At 61.5% G+C, this 19,072-nt stretch carries 18 protein-coding genes; 5 read left to right on the top strand and 13 right to left on the bottom strand.

Features of this window, described 5'->3' with window-relative positions; all coding sequences use genetic code 11:
* Positions 1–106 precede the first annotated feature (106 nt).
* Positions 107–508 (top strand): glycerol-3-phosphate cytidylyltransferase, encoded by a 402-nt coding sequence (gene tagD / locus SJY10_RS16865; RefSeq protein WP_386685097.1) that lies wholly within the window; start codon positions 107–109, stop codon positions 506–508.
* A 25-nt stretch (positions 509–533) separates the two neighbouring features.
* Here tagD and SJY10_RS16860 read toward each other — a convergent pair whose 3' ends face one another.
* Genes SJY10_RS16860 through SJY10_RS16850 form a run of 3 tightly spaced genes read right to left on the bottom strand, consistent with a single transcriptional unit; the run spans position 534 to position 3,626 of the window.
* Positions 534–1,724: a LicD family protein gene (locus SJY10_RS16860; protein ID WP_386685095.1), complete on the bottom strand. Its 1,191-nt coding sequence runs from the start codon at positions 1,722–1,724 to the stop codon at positions 534–536.
* A gap of 6 nt (positions 1,725–1,730) precedes the next feature.
* Positions 1,731–2,387, bottom strand: coding sequence for an ABC transporter ATP-binding protein (locus tag SJY10_RS16855; protein ID WP_386685093.1), 657 nt, complete (start codon positions 2,385–2,387; stop codon positions 1,731–1,733).
* A 6-nt stretch (positions 2,388–2,393) separates the two neighbouring features.
* Positions 2,394–3,626, bottom strand: a complete 1,233-nt coding sequence (locus SJY10_RS16850; RefSeq protein ID WP_386685091.1) for a sugar transporter — start codon at positions 3,624–3,626, stop codon at positions 2,394–2,396.
* Positions 3,627–3,787: 161 nt separating this feature from the next.
* On the opposite strand from SJY10_RS16850, the gene SJY10_RS16845 reads away from it, so the two are divergent.
* On the top strand, positions 3,788–4,570 hold the full coding sequence (locus tag SJY10_RS16845; protein WP_386685089.1) for an ABC transporter permease: 783 nt from the start codon (positions 3,788–3,790) through the stop codon (positions 4,568–4,570).
* A gap of 63 nt (positions 4,571–4,633) precedes the next feature.
* Here the strand turns inward: SJY10_RS16845 and SJY10_RS16840 are convergent, their stop codons facing one another.
* The 3 genes from SJY10_RS16840 to SJY10_RS16830 all read right to left on the bottom strand — a co-directional run bounded on the left by SJY10_RS16840 (position 4,634) and on the right by SJY10_RS16830 (position 9,395).
* On the bottom strand, positions 4,634–6,661 hold the full coding sequence (locus tag SJY10_RS16840; RefSeq protein WP_386685087.1) for a hypothetical protein: 2,028 nt from the start codon (positions 6,659–6,661) through the stop codon (positions 4,634–4,636).
* 27 nt (positions 6,662–6,688) lie between these two features.
* Complete coding sequence (locus tag SJY10_RS16835) at positions 6,689–8,131, bottom strand: hypothetical protein (RefSeq protein ID WP_386685085.1); 1,443 nt, start codon at positions 8,129–8,131, stop codon at positions 6,689–6,691.
* Positions 8,132–8,228: 97 nt separating this feature from the next.
* Entirely contained in the window at positions 8,229–9,395 is a 1,167-nt protein-coding gene (locus tag SJY10_RS16830; protein ID WP_386685083.1) for a nucleotide sugar dehydrogenase, read from the bottom strand.
* Between the two features lie 221 nt (positions 9,396–9,616).
* On the opposite strand from SJY10_RS16830, the gene SJY10_RS16825 reads away from it, so the two are divergent.
* Positions 9,617–10,321 (top strand): VPLPA-CTERM sorting domain-containing protein, encoded by a 705-nt coding sequence (locus SJY10_RS16825; protein WP_386685081.1) that lies wholly within the window; start codon positions 9,617–9,619, stop codon positions 10,319–10,321.
* Between the two features lie 19 nt (positions 10,322–10,340).
* On the opposite strand, the gene SJY10_RS16820 is transcribed toward SJY10_RS16825, so the two are convergent.
* From SJY10_RS16820 to rfbC, 5 genes are all read right to left on the bottom strand, one after another.
* On the bottom strand, positions 10,341–11,090 hold the full coding sequence (locus SJY10_RS16820) for a hypothetical protein (protein WP_386685079.1): 750 nt from the start codon (positions 11,088–11,090) through the stop codon (positions 10,341–10,343).
* Between the two features lie 83 nt (positions 11,091–11,173).
* Positions 11,174–12,058: a glucose-1-phosphate thymidylyltransferase RfbA gene (rfbA, locus tag SJY10_RS16815; RefSeq protein WP_386685077.1), complete on the bottom strand. Its 885-nt coding sequence runs from the start codon at positions 12,056–12,058 to the stop codon at positions 11,174–11,176.
* Positions 12,055–12,915, bottom strand: coding sequence for a dTDP-4-dehydrorhamnose reductase (gene rfbD / locus SJY10_RS16810; protein WP_386685075.1), 861 nt, complete (start codon positions 12,913–12,915; stop codon positions 12,055–12,057). Before rfbD ends, rfbA begins: the two co-directional genes overlap by 4 nt.
* On the bottom strand, positions 12,912–13,961 hold the full coding sequence (gene rfbB, locus SJY10_RS16805; protein WP_386685073.1) for a dTDP-glucose 4,6-dehydratase: 1,050 nt from the start codon (positions 13,959–13,961) through the stop codon (positions 12,912–12,914). The genes rfbD and rfbB overlap by 4 nt, the downstream gene beginning before the upstream one ends.
* Positions 13,958–14,524, bottom strand: a complete 567-nt coding sequence (gene rfbC / locus SJY10_RS16800) for a dTDP-4-dehydrorhamnose 3,5-epimerase (RefSeq protein ID WP_386685071.1) — start codon at positions 14,522–14,524, stop codon at positions 13,958–13,960. Before rfbC ends, rfbB begins: the two co-directional genes overlap by 4 nt.
* A 225-nt stretch (positions 14,525–14,749) precedes the next feature.
* Between rfbC and SJY10_RS16795 the strand changes: the two genes are divergently transcribed.
* Entirely contained in the window at positions 14,750–15,703 is a 954-nt protein-coding gene (locus SJY10_RS16795; RefSeq protein WP_386685069.1) for a glycosyltransferase family 2 protein, read from the top strand.
* A 52-nt stretch (positions 15,704–15,755) separates the two neighbouring features.
* Here the strand turns inward: SJY10_RS16795 and SJY10_RS16790 are convergent, their stop codons facing one another.
* Entirely contained in the window at positions 15,756–16,028 is a 273-nt protein-coding gene (locus SJY10_RS16790) for a hypothetical protein (protein WP_386685067.1), read from the bottom strand.
* Positions 16,029–16,257: 229 nt separating this feature from the next.
* Between SJY10_RS16790 and SJY10_RS16785 the strand changes: the two genes are divergently transcribed.
* On the top strand, positions 16,258–17,466 hold the full coding sequence (locus SJY10_RS16785) for a Hint domain-containing protein (RefSeq protein WP_386685065.1): 1,209 nt from the start codon (positions 16,258–16,260) through the stop codon (positions 17,464–17,466).
* Here SJY10_RS16785 and SJY10_RS16780 read toward each other — a convergent pair.
* Positions 17,463–18,938 (bottom strand): O-antigen ligase family protein, encoded by a 1,476-nt coding sequence (locus SJY10_RS16780; protein ID WP_386685063.1) that lies wholly within the window; start codon positions 18,936–18,938, stop codon positions 17,463–17,465. The two genes, SJY10_RS16785 and SJY10_RS16780, sit on opposite strands and share 4 nt — an antisense overlap.
* Positions 18,939–19,072: the final 134 nt, after the last annotated feature.

The following is a 19,072-nucleotide window of genomic DNA, read 5'->3' as shown; positions in this document are numbered from 1 at the left end:
TTGATTTCTAAAGCAATCTCTGTATGACGCTTTTATGACGTTCATGTGACATTATGTAAATTTTGTTCTGCATGACCGTACCGAGTAACTTGCAGGATGAAATTTTATGCGTCGCGTTATTACCTACGGAACATTCGACACTCTTCACCATGGTCACATCCGCCTCTTGCGCCGTGCCCGTGAACTTGGTGACTATCTGATCGTCGCTTTGTCCACCGACGAGTTTAACGCAAGCAAAGGCAAATCCGCACTGTTCAGCTACGAAGAGCGCAAAGCGGACTTGGAAGCATTGCGTATGGTCGATCTGGTGATCCCGGAGCGGACATGGGATCAGAAAGTAACCGACGTGCGCCTGTACCATGCTGATGTTTTCACCATGGGTGATGACTGGACTGGCAAGTTTGATTTCCTCAAAGACCAGTGCGAAGTGACTTACTTCAAGCGCACACCGTCGATTTCAAGCACGCAGATCCGTAATGCCATGACCATGAACATCGCAGCCGAGTAAGTGTCCGCCCCGATGCGGAACTGACTTAGGGCCGTGTCCACGGGATTGTAAAAATCGTGGGCCCGGTTTCGGTGTCGCGCTTCAGATAGCCCTCTTGCCACAAGATAACTTGTGCAACGCGGGCTTCTTCGCCCTTTTTCATCAGTGCAATGTTCAGGTGTTGGACTACAGCTGCCGGGTTGTGTGGAAAGCTGACGTTTGGCGTATCGGTCGAACAGTTGAACTGCACTTGCGGCGTGCGCCAGTCACCATAGTTTTCTGACAGGTAGCGGTCCGCATCCGCCGGGCCGCGCACAGTCATGCCCGCGATCTCATAATTGTCAAGATCGAACGTACTGTTCGTCCAACGGTGTTTAGCGGATCCATGCCAGGACTGCTCGCCTTGTGTATAATGCACAAAGACGTCGATCCCTATGCCGCTGGCATGCATCAATCGATATAGGGCCGGGCATGGGTCTGTGGATGGCCCGGCACCTTGCATATCCAGATCGAAATAGGCGCTGCTGGATACAACAACCAGATCCGGCGATCCTTGTATCTGCGCCCAAAAGGCGGCTTCATCAAACTGCCGCGCATCAATACCGATATCGATATCATAGTCATGGGGCAGAAAGTTGCCTTCTCGGACGGCCCCCAGAAAGGTGCCTGATACGATGAACCATGGCATCTTGATCGCGTTCAAAGCCTGCAGCGCGGCTTGGGCCTGTGTGATGCTGAACTCCGGCACGCGCTCTGCCAGCCTTTGGGCATCGGCGCGCGGGGGCTGCAGCGCCGAAACCAGATCGTTTGCAATCAAAGTAAACGCGCGCAGTGCGCGAGTCCGCTGCGCTGCGGTGTCAGCGGTCATGATGTCTTTGGCGCGAATATTCAAAAGCGCCAGCTTGTGTTGGGGGGTATTCCGACTGCCAAGCCACTGATCCAGCACGGTCATCGCACCGGGGGACATGGATGTCGTCGGATCAAACATCGGACGCGGCGATGTCAGAAACCTGCCGGTCCAGCCATAGTGTAGATACCAGACGATCCGGTGCGCGCCTGTCTTGAATTCATCCATTTTGAACAGACGGGCTGCATCCTGTGCCAGGACCAGGCGGCCGCTTAGAACAAGCACGACCAGCCACGCCCCCCCTGCAAGCGCAAGGCGCACGGGCGCTGTATGCGGCTGACGTAACCAACGTAGGAGGCTGAACCGAAGTCGTGTGATAATACTGGCCATGATCGCTCAATCCGCCAATAAGGCTTGGTGGTGCGCAATCGCTTCGTCCAGGTCTTCGTAATATTTCAGGTGTCCATCATGTAGCAAAATGCCCGCCTCACAGAACTCTCGTACTTGTTTCATATCGTGGCTGACCAAAATCGCGCTGGAGTCCTTGACGCGCTCTCGGAAGACGGCACGGCTTTTACGCTTGAAAGAGGCATCGCCAACGGCTGTCACCTCATCAACGAGGTAGGTATCGAATTTGATCCCCATGGAGATGCCGAAAGCCAGCCGAGAGCGCATACCAGATGAATAACTGCGAACGGGCATGTGAAAATAGGCCCCGATTTCGGCGAAATCCTCGACGAAAATGCGCAGGCGATCTGAATCGACGCCATAGATCCGCGCAATAAAACGGGTGTTCTGCGCACCCGTCAGATCCCGGTGGAATGCACCGCGAAAGCCGACCGGCCAGGAAATTGTGCCATCAGACAGGATATCACCGCTATCGGGGCGCAACGTGCCCGCAATCATTTGCAGCAGCGTGGATTTGCCTGCGCCATTGCGCCCCAGAAGTGCAAGTGACTGACCTGATGAAAGCGTCATGTTCAAATTGTTGACCACTACCTTACGTACACCGCGCACAACGAAACTTTTGGTCAGATCCCGGAAAACGATCACGGCCGGTTACCGCCTGTCGCGCAGGCTATAGTAAACAAGCGCCATGACTGACCAAGCCAGTAGTAAAAACAGGCCCGCAAGGCCGCTGAGCAAAAAGCGCTGCGGATATTCAGGGCTTTGAGGGAGGCTGACAGGAATATAGGTTGCCAGATACCGGGTTTGGCGCAGGCTTTGCGAGCGTGCCGTATCCACCGCGGCCCGCGCTGCGCGATATGCTTCTTCTGCGTATTCGCGGTCAGCCAGCAGGCCTTCGTATTCTGACATCAAGGTCGGATAATCCGCGTTCACGCCCGGCACATCATCATTGGCAAACCCCTGACGTTCCTGCCCGATCCGCGACCGAATGATGTCGATGCGCCGCCGCAGGCTTGGCAGGCGCGGATCGGCGGTCACGGACTCTACGGTTTCATCATAATCGATCAGGGCTTCGGCCAATTGCTGTTGCAGATTGTTGATAACGCCCATCTGACTTTGCAGATCTGCATTGGGATCGACGATCTGTGTGCGGGTGCGAAACTGGGTCATCTGTTCGCGCGCCAGGCGAAGCCGTGCGGTCGCGTCGGCCAGATCGCTGTTGGCATAGCGCATCGTGTCGGCCCTGCTGGTCGCATTAAGATCGTTGATCATGCGCTGGCTTTCGCTCACGATACTCAGGCCGATATCCTGTGCTGTTTCGGGATCAAAAGCCAGCACGCGCAACTCGATAAGTCCGGCGCTTTGATCGTATGAGATCTGGACCATGCGCTGCCAATGGGCGAGCAGCTTTTCGATTGGTGCATCCGGCGCAATCGAGAACAAAGGGTCTTCATCACGGTATTGGGAATAGATCGCGCGCAGATCATGCTCTGCATCTATCGCAAGAACCATTTCCTGACTTTGGATGAATTCATAGAGAATATCGCTGTCAGAGGCGGCGCCGCTGCCTCCGGTGATCTGGGACAGGTTTCCCAGAATATCCGCAGATGTCCCTCCCTCTTCGCGGCGGACCGTAAAGCCTGTGGTCGAGGCGTATTGGTCTTTTGCGAAAAACCACAAATAAAAGATCACGGCGGCAAGCGGCAGCAGAACCAGAACACCAAAGCTGAACATCAGGCGGTAATGCCGGTTGTGCAGCTTGGCGCGCGGCGCGATCGGCATGATCTTGACCGTCGGGCGCGGCGGACGTTTTTCGCCTTTTGGCTTTGTGGCTTTTTTGCCCGCAGGATCAGGCGTTGTGCCTGGTGGTTGCATGTCAGTCATGTGCAATCTCGGGGGCTTTTAAATACTCTGCTTTTCTATATAATTTTTGATCTGATTACCAGCGTAGCAGGCGTTATCCTTTCATGCCATCAAGGTCCTCGCCATCTGACCCGCAGCTGCCTGCGCAACATCCCAAATCCGCCCCCAGGGCGCTTGCATCGGTGCATAAGCCTGACCGGCCTTATGCAACAGCCCGCACGATCGCTGCGTTGATGCTAAGAGAGATGTCGACCCGCTATGGCAAAACCGCCGGCGGGTTTATTTGGGCTGTGCTGGAGCCGCTGGGGCTGATTTTGATCTTGGCTGTTGCGTTCAATTTGTTGTTGCGCGCACCGGCACTGGGGACCAGTTTCGTCTTGTTCTATACGACGGGCTATCTGCCTTTCATATTGTATCAATCCGATTCTGTTTTCGTGGCCCGCGCATTGAGTTTTTCGAAACCGCTTTTGTTCTATCCATCCGTCACATGGGTAGATGCCATCATCGCCCGATTTATCCTCAATACCTTAACCAGTTTGATGGTGGCTTATATTCTGCTGACAGGTGTGCTGCTGTTTACTGACACACAAATCGTGCTGGATCTTCGCCCTATTGTCGAAGCAATGGCGCTGGCGGCCCTTGTCGGTCTTGGTGTCGGTGTTTTGAACTGTGCACTGATCGGCCTTATTCCCTTGTGGGATGTGATCTGGTCGATCATTTCACGGCCGCTGTTTCTGGCATCGGGCATCTTGTTCGTATTCGAAGACTTGCCGCGTTTCGTACAATCCATTTTGTGGTTCAATCCCTTGGTCCATGTCATTGGCATCATGCGCCGGGGGATCTATCCAATGTATAACGCCGATTACGCATCACCTACCTATGTGATATTCTTTGCATTGCTGACGATGGTGCCCGGCCTTTTGTTGTTGCAGCGGTTTCACGCCAAGATTTTGAACGAAAACTAGATACACCCCAAGCATCGCAAAAGCGGTTGAGACAGCCTTTGGTAAGGCCGTTTCAAAGCGCATTCATCCATTCGTCTGACAACCAATCGGTGCCGCTTCCCAGTCGACGGGGCGGCCGTCGATATCGACGGCCCAGTGGGTAAAGCCGGGAAACAGTGGGGCGATATGGGCGGTGATGACGGGGCGCATATCGCGGCCGGGGCCGCGTGCGGGCTGGCCGGGGCGGATGACGGCCTCTGACGGGGCAAGCTGCCAGCCGTATTTGCCCGATTGCCAATAGGCCAGCCCGGTATAGCGGTTATGGCTGCGCTCTTCGCGGGCGGGATCGGCCCCCTTGGTATAGATCTGCGCCAGCCCGCCGCCGTGCAAAACGGTGTTGAACAGCGCATGGCTCTGGCTGCTGCCGGCGGGGCCCAGTTGCAGCGCGTTCGGCTTTTGCGCATGGGCGGGGTCTGCAAGAAGGGTGTTATTCCAGTAATAGAACGTGGTGCCCGGCACAGGATCGCCGCTGCCGTCCGGGCCGCCCTGCCCTGCGCCAGGCGCGCGGTTCTGCGAGACAAGCGCGCGGTTTTGCGCGGCGGGATCGCAAGGGATTTCGCAGAAGGCAAAATGGATACGGCTGGCTTCCTGATAGGTGGCATAGCCGCCGACATTGCGGCAGCGCAGCCCGTAAACCAGCACAGCGTCAGAGCCTTCGTAGAAGTTGAACTTGTTGGCATGGGCATCGCGGGCGCTGTCCTCTAGCAGGGAAAACGCCAGCACGGATTGCCGCAGGGTGAAAAACCGGGCGGGTGAATTAGAGGTGTTGGTGATATGCATGAACCGCGCATCGACACGGGTGCAGGCGGCCAGAAACAGGCCGAAATTGCCGCGGGCGGATGCAATGCTCAGGTTCCGGATCGTCAGATCCGCCGCCCCGCGCAGATACAGCGCACCGTAACCGCGCACCAGCGACAGGGTTTCGCCCACCCGGCAATGCACCAGTCGCAGCCCCTGCCCTGCGCCGGCGGCAGTGTCAAAGGCGCGGGCGTGGATGCAGCTGCTGGACCGGGTATCGGCCCCCGCGGCGCGCAAGACCTCCAGCCCGAACAGTTCGACATGGCGGGCCTGGCCGAAATCGATGCAGCCGGCCCGCAGCGATACCTCTATGCCGCTGACAAGCGTGGCGGGATCGGTGGGCCAAAAATAGACGGATACCGTGCCCGGGGCGGTTTCGCGGGCAATCCATGTGCCTTTGCGCAGTGCCCAGGGGGAACCGCGCAGGGCATAGCGCATGACGGGCTGTTTGTTCGTGCGCTGCAGGGCGGGGCCGGGTTCTGCCAGGGTGATCTGGCCAGTGGCAGGGTCAAAGTCGCCCGTAGGAACGGCGCTGACCATATTGGGGTGGTGATAGACCAGCAGCTCTGCCCCCTGCACCGCGGCCACGGGCAGGCCGATCAGGCGCGGGTCCTGCACCGCCAGAATGCGGTCTTGGGCGTCGGTGTGGAATGTGGCGGAATGATAGGTCGCCGGATCGCCTGCGGCTTCGGGATCAGAAGGGTCGGCGCGGTCCACAGCGATACTGCGCCACTGCCCCGCCTCGTGCAGGTTCAGCGCATGGGGGGCGCCGTGGCGGATCTGGCTGGCAGGCAGGCGGGCGACAAGGACACCGGCGGGTAGCCTCAGTGCCTGCGCCTCTGGTGCGGGGCATGGGGCCCAGCCTGTCAGCGGCTCTGCGGCGGTGATCGTCACCCGGTCCTGCCCGAAACGGTGGATGCGGTAAGGCCGCGCCGCCGTGCCGCGCAGCGCATCAAGCGAGATTTCCTCGCGGTAGGTGCCGGCATGGATCGCAAGGCTGCCGCTTCCCCGCGCCGCAAGGACCGCCACGCCGCGCCCGATCGTGCGCAGCGGATCATCAAGGCTGCCGCTGGCCCCGTCATGGCCGTGCAGGGCGACATGCACATCGGCCGTCCGCGGCCCTGCGATATCGGGGTCCCAGCCATAGTGAATATCCAGCCCTTCGGCGGCTGTGTCAGCCCGGGCGGGGCGGGCCAGAGCCGATCCGGCCCACAGGCCTGCCAGACCGGCCAGAAAAGGGCGGCGCGTCAGCATGTGATCCTCTTGTCGTCTTGCACCGGGTCAGCCTCGCAGTTTGCGCAGTTTCTTCAGGACGATCTGCGGATCGGCCATAACGCGGCGCAGTTTCATGATCCGGTCGCGCAGATAACCCAGCGAATTATAGGGAAACTGTTCCAGCGCGGGCCATTGCCGGGCGACCACGGCCTGCGACAGCCGGTGGCTGCGTTTCCAATCGGGGGGCAGCTGCATCATCAGATCGGCGCTGCGCATCGTCAGCAAGGGGGCCTGCCGCACCAGCCCCGGATCGCTGCAGAACTGCGCCGCATACCAGGCGCCGTCCCGGTGTTCCTGGTAGGCCAGATCCAGAACGGTCAGGCTGTCCACGCCTTGCAGGCCGTCCAGCCAGAGCGTCAGCGCATCCTGCAGCGCGGGGGTGCTTTTCAGCCCGAACCGCGCCGTCAGCATGGCGGGGGTGATGGCGGTTTGCGGCGTGTCGGCCGCGCGCCAGAAAAATGCCCGCGCGATTTCCCCGCCATTGCCGCTGACCATCACGTGGCTGCCGGCGATGGGCCAGACGCTGGGATGAAACTGCGCGTTTGAATCCGCGTTGCAATGCCCGCCCCGGCGGATGAACAGATCGCGCTGCGCCTGTGTGGCGGCGGTGCGCATCAGGGTGCGGTGGTTCAGGCCAACCTTGGCGGCAATCCGGCTGGCCATCACTGTATCCAGCTGGTGCCGGTCACTGCCGGTGACGGTGACGAAATCCACGCGGTCGATATAGGGCTGCGCGCAGGCCAGCAGCATCCGCGTCTCTCGTCCTGCGGTCAGGGCGATGGCGACGCGGTCGGGGCCGGCGATCAAAGCTTCGATCTGGGCCTGGACGATATCCACGATCTGCGCCACCACCGCGTCAGGATCGCTGGCCTGCGCCGCAGGGCCAGACCAGAACCGCTGCACCGACCAGCTGTGCAGGTCCAGATAGTGGTTCGGCAGCAGGCGGTGCAGGCCATGATGGGCGGTCAGCCCGGCGGGAAACCAACCCTCGCCGTCGACGCCAAGGGCGTTGAACAGGTCCGGATCAAAGCGGGCCTGATAGGCGGTATCGTCCAGCATGGCATGGGCCGTGGATGCGGCGATATGTGCTGCGGGATCAAAGACGCAAGGCACCTGCGCCGAACAATCGGGATAGATCCGCGCGGCCCCCGGCACATCAAGGATCCACAAGAACCGCCCGCCCAGGGCCATCAACCCCGCCTGCGCAAAGGCATCGATATCAGCGCCCAGCCGGGCGGGCACCTGCCAGCCTGCGTCGATAATCCTTCGCGCCTGCAGGTCGATGGCAAAGCCCAGCAGAACGCCGGCAGCTTTGCCATCCGCATCCGTGACAGGCCAAACCGGCAGGTCCGCGCCCACATCAAGCCACAGATCGCCGATGGCAATGCTGTCTGCACCGGGCGTATCGCCAAGCCGGTATTGCCAAAGGTCAAGATCAGGAAGGGGCATGAGGTGTCGCCAGAGTGTTGGTTTGCATGACGATCAAAGCGATGTCACCTTTGGACCAGAGGCGCAGACGCAAGCCTTTGGCCTGATACGACATGGTTTAATCCCCGCCGAACAGATCTCGGGTAAAGACCTTGTCGGCCACATCGTCCAGATCGGCGGTGCGGCGGTTGGCGATGATGATATCGCAGCGGGACTTGAAGGCGCTCAGGTCCTTGATGACTTCGGAATGAAAGAAGTCGGGCGTATCAAGGGCCGGCTCAAAGACCACGACATTGACGCCCTTGGCCTTGATCCGCTTCATGATGCCCTGAACAGAGGATTGGCGGAAATTGTCGGACCCGGCCTTCATCACCAGCCGGTAGATGCCCACGGTCTGCGGTTTGCGGCGCAGGATCTCTTCGGCCAGGAAATCCTTGCGGGTGCGGTTGGCGTCGACGATGGCCTGCATCATGTTCTGCGGCACGGCGGCGTAGTTCGCCAGCAACTGCTTGGTATCCTTGGGCAGGCAATAGCCGCCGTAGCCAAAGGACGGGTTGTTGTAATGGCTGCCGATACGCGGATCGAGAGAGACGCCCTCGATGATCTGGCGCGTGTTCATGCCGCCGGCTAGGGCATAGCTGTCGAGCTCGTTGAAGTAAGCGACGCGCATGGCAAGGTAGGTATTGGCGAAAAGCTTGATCGCCTCGGCCTCGTCCGGGTCGGTGAACAGGACGGGCACGTCCGTGGCGATGGCCCCTTCCAGCAGCAGATCAGCAAAGACGCGGGCGCGGGTTGAGCGTTCGCCGACGATGATCCGGCTGGGGTGCAGATTGTCGTAAAGCGCGCGGCCTTCGCGCAGGAATTCAGGGCTGAAAATGACCTGGGCCGTGTTCAGCGCGGCCCGGATACGGGTGACAAAGCCCACAGGCACCGTCGATTTGACGACGATGGTGGCGCCGGGGTTGACCGCGATGACCTGAGCGATGACCGCCTCAACCGTGCTGGTGTTGAAGGCATTGGTGGCAGGGTCGTAATCGGTGGGCGTTGCGACAATGACAAAATCCGCATCCCGCGCGGCCGTATCACCGTCGGTTGTGGCGGTCAGGTCAAGGGTGCGAGTCGCAAGGTAGTCCGCGACCTCTGCATCCTCGATCGGGCTTTGCCGGGCGTTCAGCTGCGCGACGCGGTCCGGATTGCGATCAACCGCCGTGACGCTGTGATGCTGCGACAGCAGGATTGCATTCGACAGGCCAACATAGCCGATACCGTAAACCGTGATTTTCATGTGAGGGAGGCCCTTTGGTCCGTTTGGCGCAACCTTAATGCGCCCTGCCCCCAAGGTGCCAGAGGCGATCAACGGGGCGCCGTGCGATCACCGGTGCCTGTGCCCTGACGGGCGCAGAGCCGCAATTGAAGGTTGCACCGCCACACAGGCACCACGGTTCTGCCTTATTAACACATTATTAATTTAGGTTGAATTCAGACGCGAAAGGAATGTGATACGTTATGAATATCCTCAAACACGGCATATGCGCTTTCGCGCTTGTCTGTGCTGTTGCTGCCCCTGCGGGGGCCGCCACAATCAGTTTTGCGCAAAACAACGCGCCGCAGACGGGCGCGCTTAGCTTCACCAATGGCAGCGAGACGGTGTCTGTCATCGGTAGCCGCGTGCCGACGGGCGGCACTGCGCTGATCGCCAGCTATGCGGGGACGAACGGCGGCCTTGGTGTCTGTACCAGCGGCTTCAATGTCCTGGGCGAAGGTGGCTGCGGCACGGTTTTCGGCATCGGCGACAGCTTTCTGATCGACGGCGGGCCGGGCAACAACAGTGCCAAGGAAGCGGTCTACCTCAACTTCGGGCTGGATACGATCGACCTGACCAGCATCACGTTCAACTATGTGAATGACGGCGATACCTTCGACATCATTTCTGATCAGGTGGCGCAGGCGGCCTATACGATTTCGGCAGGTGCGTCGCAGCAGACCTTTACCTTTACGACACCGATTACGGGATCGTTTTTCGGGATTGGTGCGCTTGGGCGTAACGACAATTTCACCATCCTGTCGATGGGCTATAACATCGTGAACCCCGGCCCTGTCGTGCCAACGGTGCCGTTGCCGGCGACGGGTCTGTTGCTGATCGGTGCACTGGTCGGTGTCGGCGCATTGCGCCGGCGCAAAAGCAGCGGATTTGCGGCTGTTCCTGCATAGCGCAGAGCCAGCACGCCCGTCAGCAAAAGCCAGACCGGGGCAGGCAGGGGCCAACAGCCTCTGCCTGTCCTGACAAAACCAGTTGTACCTTTAGCGGCATTGCGGCGGCTGCTGCGGTGCTGCGCAGGGCGCGGGCACCGGCAAAGACAAAAGGCTCCTCTGCACCAGCCAGGGTAAAGCCGGTGGCGACAGCGCTGGCAGTGGCCGTGCGCGCGCCGGATGCCGGGGCCGCGCCCTGCAGCAGGCGTTGCGGGCTGGCCGCCTGCGGGCCGTCCCAGGTGCCTTTGCCCAAGGGGCCGGCATAAAATGCGGTCACGCTGCGATCGCCCCCGGCCACAAGCGGCGTCAGGACAGGCCAAAGCCTGGCCGTGCCAAGATCGATCAAAGGTTCCCAAAACTCTGCCGTTGTCGCTGCGCGCGGCACCAAACCGGGTGCGACCGCTTCGGCGCGGCAGGTTTCGGCATAGCGGCTGGCGTAGCTGTCCCATGCGGCACCATCCGCGGCCCGGCCAAGGATCAGCGCCCCGAACTGCGCCCGGCTTAATTGCGCGGCGCAAGGGCTTGGCAAGCACAGGCCCGGCACCCGGGCCGATGTGACCGGGGCAAAGCTGCCGCCTGCCCCGCCGCATACCTGCGCATAAGATTTGGCCACGGGCAGATCGATCTGGGTCGTCGTGGCCGCAAAGGCCGGAAAGGCCCCGGCAATCAAGATGCCGGTGATGGCCCCAAGCAGGGCAGAGATCAGCAGGCTGAGGACACGAGGAAGCATGGCACGACCGTTCAGGACAGCAGCGAAAGGCCGCCTGCCTTTGTGTCGCGCAAAGTGGTTAAAGAACCCCTAATGCGCCCCGCCTACATCCCCCGCGTGCCTTGCAGTCCGCGTAAGTAAGCCCCGTATTCGGTTTTCGCGTAGCGGTCTGCCAGATCAAGCAGGGCGGTATCGTCGATCCAGCCTTGCAGATAGGCGACCTCTTCGGGGCAGCCGGTCTGCATGCCCTGGCGCGATTGCAGCGTGCGCACGAAGTTGCCTGCGTCCAGCAGGCTGCCGTGGGTGCCGGTATCAAGCCAGGCATAACCGCGCCCCATGCGTTCCACCGTCAGGCTGCCATCGGCCAGATAGGTTTCCAGCAGGGCAGTAATCTCCAGCTCTCCGCGGGCGGAGGGCGTAATGCTGCGCGCGCGCGCAGGTGCGCTGCCATCAAGGAAATAAAGCCCGGTGACCGCATAGGGCGACGGCGGCACCGCGGGCTTTTCGATGATCTGGGTGACCTTGCCATCTGCATCCATGCCGACAACGCCGTAGCGTTCGGGATCGGACACGCGGTAACCAAAGACCGTGCCGCCCTGCGTTTTGGCATCCGCAGCAGAAAGCATTTCCGGCAGGCCGTGGCCAAAGAAGATATTATCGCCCAGCACCATGGCGGACGGGGCGCCGTCAAGAAATGCCTCGCCCACAAGGTAAGCCTGCGCGAGGCCCTCTGGCTTTGGCTGCACCAGCCATGTGATCGACAGGCCCCATTGCGATCCGTCCCCCAGCAGGTTCTGGAACTGCACCTGATCGGCAGGCGTGGTGATGATCCCAATCTCGCGGATACCCGCCAGCATCAGCACCGACAGCGGATAATAGATCATCGGCTTGTCATAGATCGGCATCAGCTGCTTGCTGATCCCTTGGGTGATCGGCCAAAGCCGCGATCCGGTGCCACCGGCGAGGATCAGACCCTTGCGGTTGGTCATGGCGTTACCTCCTTGATGATGCGGGTCAGGGCCGCCTGCCAGTCGGGGCGCGGGATGCCAAAGGCGTCTTTCAGGCTGGTGCAGTCCAGCCGGGAATTGGCGGGGCGCGCGGCGGGCGTGGGGTAGTCTGCGGTCGTGATGTCGGTAACGGTCACGGCGCGGCCTGCGGTCGCAAAAATCGCGCGGGCGAAGGTGGCCCAGCTGACATCGGGGGCACCGCTGAAGTGGTGGATGCCGGTTTGCGCGGTCCCATCCACCAGCTTTTGCGCAACGGTCAGGCAGGCGTCCGCAATCGCATCCGCCGGGGTCGGCCCGCCGATCTGGTCGGCAACAACGCTCAGCGCATCGCGGGTTTCCGACAGGCGCAGCATGGTGGTGACAAAGTTGCGGCCCACTCCGTCAAAGACCCAAGCCGTGCGCAACACCACGGCCAGCGCGCCGCTGTCCAGCACCGCGCGTTCGCCCGCCAGCTTGGTGCGGCCATAGGCGCCCAGCGGGGCGGTGGCACCGTCCGGCGTCCAGGGATCGCCCGCGCTGCCGTCAAAGACGTAATCGGTCGAGATCTGCACAAACGGCAGCCCCCGCGCGGCGCAGGCCTGCGCCATCGCGCCGGGGGCGGCGGCGTTGATCACATGGGCTGCGTCTTCCTGATCCTCTGCCGCATCAACGGCGGTCCAGGCAGCGGCGTTGATCACGGCGTCAGCGTCAGTCGCCATGATGGCAGCGGCGCAGGCGGGAGGGTCGGACAGGTCGGCTTTGCCCCGGTTCAGGGTCTGAACCGTGATACCGCGTGCGGGGCCGGCAAGGATCAGGGCGCGGGCGACCTGGCCTGTTTCGCCAAAAACAAGAACCTTCATGACGCGCTTTTATCCGTGCCAAGGCGCACGCCGACACCGGCGCGGGTCTGCAGGGGTTTCCACCAATCCTCATTGTCCAGATACCAGTCCACGGTGCGCTCCAGCCCTTCTTGCAGCTCTAGCGACGGCTGCCAGTTCAGATCGGCGCGGATGCGGGCGGGGTCGATGGCATAGCGCGCATCATGACCGGGGCGGTCGGTGACATGGGTGATCAGATCTGCATGGGGCGCATGGTCCGGCCTGCGGGCGTCAAGGATCTTGCAGATCGCCTGCACGATATCGATGTTGCGCGCCTCGTTTTCGCCGCCGATGGCATAGGTCGCGCCGGGGGCGGCCTGCGTCAGCACGCACAACAAGGCATCGGCGTGATCCTCGACATAAAGCCAGTCGCGCACGTTCAGCCCCGCGCCGTAGATCGGCAGAGGCTTGCCTGCCAGCGCGTTCAGGATCGTGACCGGGATCAGCTTTTCCGGAAACTGGCGCGGGCCGTAGTTGTTCGAACAATTCGTCAGCAGGATCGGGAGGCCATAAGTTTCGCCCCAGGCACGGACCAGATGATCGGAACCTGCCTTGCTGGCGGAATAAGGCGAGCGGGGATCGTAGCGCGTATCCTCGTTGAACATCCCCGTCTCGCCCAGCGAGCCGAAGACTTCATCGGTCGAGATGTGGTGAAAGCGAAACGCCGCCGGCTTGCCGCGGGCCAGCCAATAGGCGCGGGCAGCTTCCAGCATGTGAAAGGTGCCGATCACATTGGTTTCCACAAATGCAGCAGGCCCGTCGATGGACCGGTCAACGTGGCTTTCCGCTGCCAGATGCATTACGGCATCCGGCTGGTGATCGACAAAAACAGTGTCTAATGCGGCGCGATCGCGGATATCGACCTGCGCGAACGCATAGGCCGGATGATCTGCCACCGCATCAAGGCTGGCGGTGGCGGCGGCATAGGTCAGGCAGTCGACATTGATGATCTGGTGCCCGTCCCGGATCGCTTGCAGCACGACCGCAGAGCCGATGAACCCGGTGCCGCCGGTGACAAGGATCTTCATGCGCTGGCCTCATAGGTAAACGGTGTCTGCAGCTCGGCGAATGATCCGGCAGCGGCGTCCTTGTCCGACAGCACGGCACCCGCAGCGGGGATGCCCCAGTCGATAGCCAGATCAGGATCGTCAAACCGCACGGCACCTTCGCAGCCAGGCGCATAAACGTTCGAGCATTTGTAGGCGACAAGGCAGTCCGGCACCCGCGTGACAAACCCGTGCAGGAACCCTGCCGGAATCAACAACTGGCGGCTATTCGCGGCCGACAGGGTCACGCCGGTCCACTGGCCATAGGTCGGCGAGCCTGCGCGGATATCCACGGCAACATCCCAGATTTCCCCCACCAGCACGCGCACCAGCTTGGCCTGCGCTGCGGGCGGCGCCTGAAAATGCAGGCCGCGGATGGTGCCGGCGTCACGGCTCCAGCTTTGGTTGTCCTGCACAAAGGCGGTGTCGATGCCGAAGGATGCCAGCGTGTCCTGATTATAGGTCTCGCAAAAGCTGCCCCGGTTGTCGGAAAACACGCGGGGAGTGATAATCTGGACACCGGAAAGTGGGGTCGGCTCGAGCATGGGGGCCTCTTGGTCGCGGGCGGTTTTGCCCCTGTGGTAAATGCGGCGGACCAGCTTGGCCACAAGAACCGGCCAAAGTGGGTCCAAAAGACTGCAAGCTGTTGCCAAGACACGCAGATATCGCTCCGCTTTACCCAATTGGGCCATGGATGCGCCCCATTGTCGTCCCTTGTGGCGGGCTATGCGGGGCGTGATACAGATGGGCGCGGGGCAAAGGATATGCAGATGGGCGATCAGGATGCGGCGGAACTGGCGATTGTCATCGTCAGCTATAACACGCGCGAGATGACGCTGGCCTGCCTTGCCTCTGTCTATGCCCAGACACAAACCGCCATAGAGGTGGTGGTGGTCGATAATGCCTCGACCGACGGCTCTGCTGAGGCGATTGCGCGGGATTTTCCGCAAGCGCGGCTAGTGGCCGAGCGCACAAACCATGGTTTCGCCCCCGCCCATGACATCGCCGTGCCACTGACATCCGCGCCCTGGCTGTTGCTGCTGAACCCGGACACGGTGGTGCTGGACGGGGCGCTGGACAAATTGCTGGATTTTGCCAAACGCATGCCGGATGCGGGGATCTGGGGCGGGCGCACGGTGTTCGCGGATGGCACGCTCAATCCCTCGTCCTGCTGGGGGCGCATGACGCTGTGGTCGACCTTTTGCCGGACCAGCGGGCTGTCGGGGTTGTTCCCGGCCTCGAGCGTGATGAACTCCGAAGCCTTGGGGCGCTGGCTGCGTGATACGGAACGCGACGTGGATATTGTCACGGGCTGTCTGTTCCTGCTGCAGCGGGCGACATGGGACCGGCTGGGCGGCTTTGATCCGGCCTTTGTCATGTACGGCGAAGAGGTGGACCTGTGCATGCGCGCCAAGGCGGCGGGTCTGCAGCCGCGGGTGACGCCGGATGCGGTGATCGTCCATTATGGCGCGGCATCCGATACCGTGCGCCCGGACAAGATGGTGCGCCTGCTGCGCGCCAAGGTCGAGCTGATCAAGCGCCACTTTCCCGCCCGCAGCCGCTGGCTGGGGCGGCAGCTGTTCCGGCTCTGGCCGTTATCGCGGGCGGTTGCCTTGGGCGTGGCAGGGCGGCTGACCGGGCGGGCGGATTGGCGCGAAAAGGCCGGCGAATGGCGCAGCGTCTGGGATCGCCGCGCCGAATGGCAGGGCGGGCTGGAAAGCTGACCCCGCCGCCGCCTGCAGGTTTGCGCAGGCGGCTTTTGTTGCCCTTTCTAAGTCAATTCTGCGCCAATGCGCCTGCCAGCAGAACCGCCAGCGCGGCGGGCACCAGAACATCCGCTTTCGCGTTCTGGTTCGGGGTCTGGTGCGGTGCCACCTTGGGAACAGGCGCAGGGGCAGGCACATGGCGCGGGGCTGCGGCGCGGGCGGGCTGATGCTGCTGCGCAAGTTGTCGGTGCTGCGATGGCTGCGGCGCCTGCTTTGCCGCGGCAGCGATAGGGGACAAAAGGACTGCGACGGCAACCAGTGCGGTCAGGGAATGGCGGATCATCTGAAGGCTCCAGAGCGTGGGACCGGGCCGTCTGGCCGGGATATGCAGGTTCAACGCAGGGGGCGCGCGGCTCCGTCGCGGGATTTTATCGGGCGGGCGGCACAGCGTTTTTACCACCCATATTTTGCCACAGTGCCGTGCAAAATAGCCAAAGGCCGGGTCAATCATGGACCCCGCCAAGGCGGTACATGCTAAGGTATGTTCCAGAAAAGACATATAGGGCAGCGTTATGGCTGATCTTTTGCGCGGCGGTATTGCGATCAATGAAATCCTTGCCAACCCCGGCTCGGGGTCTGGTTATGATACTGACGGCAATGGCGCGGTCAGCGCGACGGACGAATATATCGAGCTGGTAAACACCTCTGGCACGGCGATCGATATCTCTGGCTTGCAGTTGTGGGATGCAGGCGTTGGCAACTATTTTACCTTTCCCGCGGGATCGGTATTGCAGCCGGGTGCCCATGCGCTGGTCGTGACCAATGTGTCATCCGGCGGCACTCTGCCCGCAGGCGGCGCGGATGATCTGTTCTTTAGCGCCGGGCGCGGTTCCGCCGTCATCAACAACGGCGGTGACAACGTCACGCTTTATGATCCGGTTGCGAATGAATACGTCTCGGCTAGGTTCGGCGGCGCGGCACCGGATGATCCGGTTGCAGGCGGCGGCGGTTATAGCCGCTTTCCAGCCACCGCGACACGCGTCGGCGCAGGAGAGGACTTTGGCACCAGCAGCCCCGGTGTATCGGTGCAGCGGGCGCCTGACGGGTCGGATGTTTTCGTGGCGGACACACCGACACCGGGCGTGTCGAATGTCTGTTTTGTGGCAGGCACAGCATTGGCCGCCCCCGATGGCGCAGTGCAGGTCGAGGCGCTGCGTGCCGGCGATCTGCTGGTCACGCTGGATCACGGCGCGCAGGCGGTCACTTGGGTCTTTGCCAAGACATGGACGGCGCAGGACATGGCGCAGAATGCAAATATCGCGCCGGTGCGGATTGGGCAGGGCAGCCTGGGCCACGGGTTGCCACAGCGCGATCTGCTGGTGTCGCAGCAGCACCGGATTTTGGTGCAGGGTCCGATTGCGGCGCGGATGTATGGCGGTGACGTGCTGATCGCGGCCAAACATCTGACCGCCCTGCCCGGCGTCGACATCATCTGCCCGGATACGGCGATCACCTATTACCATGTGATGCTGGACCAGCATCAGGTGCTTTACGCCGAAGGTCTGCCGACCGAGAGCCTGTATCTGGGGGCGCAAACGCTCAGGTCGATCCCGCCAGAGGGGCTGCGCGAGATCGAGGTCATCATGGGCACCGCGGCGGCGGATCTGATGCAGCGCACCCCACCCGCAGCGCGGCATTTTGCCAAGGGCAAACGGGCCAGAACGCTGGTCGGGCGGCATGGCAAGAACGGCAAGCCGCTGACGGTGACGACAGCCGCCTAGATAGGGGTCCGCCTGACGCTGCGCCGGCTTTGCGGCACAGTCGGACCCGGCTTTTGCGCAAAGCGGGTATAGCGGATACGACCAGAAGCAGCGGGATCAGAGGCGGCGGGTTCGTCGGTATCCTTTGGTGCTTTGGCATCGACGGTGATGAACCACATGCCCGCGCCGAAAAAGAAGAACACGAACGAATAGATGCTGGTCCAGACATGCACGGTGCACAGAGTAAAGCTGAGGCCAAGGAAGGTGAACACCCAAGCCAGCCGGAACTGGGTCAGGGCACTGTTGCCGTCAAAATCGCGGCGCATGATCCGGGCCACGCCAAGGATATAGCCCAGCGTGACGGTAGCGAAACCGGGGATGCCATAGCGCACGGCCATGACCAGCCAGAAGTTATCCATACTGCCCGAATACATGTAATAGGGCCGGATCCATTCCTTCAGGCCAATGCCGAACAGCGGGCTGCCGATGATGCCTTTTTCCGTGCTGCCGATGACATTGGCCACGCCCCATTCAAAGATGATGCTGCGCCAGTAGGCCGTATGGGCGGAAAAGGTCGCATAGCTCATAAAGATTTGTAGCGGCGTGCGGTTCGACAGGATGTCGATGACGACATAGGCCAGCGCGAACAGGCCCACCAACAGCCACCAGCGCGCCTTGCCGGGGGTAAAGATCGTGGCCCAGGCGATCAGGCCGATCTGCAGGAAAATCGCGAGCAATGCGCCGCTGGACAGCGCCAGAAAGCCGCAGCCTGCGATGACGATGCTGGCGATGATGCGCCATGCATTGCCGATCCAGTCCTTTAGCCCGACATAGACCATGGAAAACGCGACAGAGCAGAACAGCCCGTAATGGATCGGGTGGGCAAAGCCGAACTGGACCCGTTCAAGGTTAAAGCGCTTGTCCTGGGTATTGAAAGCCACGGTGTTGATCCCGGGCAGTTTGCGCAGCGCCTCCAGCAGGATGGGGCGCCCGGTCAGCGTTTCGACCAAGGCAAAGGGGGCAGAGAAAAGCACAAGGATCATCAGCGCGCGGCATAGGGCGCGGAAATCTTCCATGTTGCGGATATAGGCGCGGCCAACGACATAGCCGCCCAGAAATTCGATCGCGGCGGCACCGATGTTTTCGATCACGCGGTCGGGGTTGTTCACCGCCATGGCCAGCGTCGCCCAGATGATATGGACGATGAACAGCATATCGATGATCATCACCTTGCCGTAGTGGCCCATGACCAGCCGCACCAGCAGCGGCACGGTCATGACCAGTAGCATCACGCGCAGGCCCGTCATCGCCAGCGGGCCGACGTTGAACCCCGCCGGAAGGATCACGGCCAGCAGATAAAGCCAGACCAACGGCGGCAACCTGCCGGTGCTTGCCACAAAGGCTGCGGCCTTGGCGCGGCCCGCGGATTGGCCCCCAGACAGACCCCCAGACAGATTTGCAGGTTGGCGCGGCATATGGTGGGCGATGGTCACGGGCGGTGCGTTCCTGCGGAAGGTCAAACTCTGGCCTGACAGATCGTTTCCAAATCAAGCACAATTATGGCCGTTTGGGCAGAACAATTGTGACATTTTGCAAGGGCGGCGCGGATTGCCGGATTGGCCGCCAG

This window comes from Loktanella sp. R86503, from assembly GCF_042466455.1.
Lineage (GTDB): Bacteria > Pseudomonadota > Alphaproteobacteria > Rhodobacterales > Rhodobacteraceae > Loktanella.
Note: the sequence above shows the minus strand (reverse complement) of the source record. Positions and strands in the feature narration are given on the sequence as shown.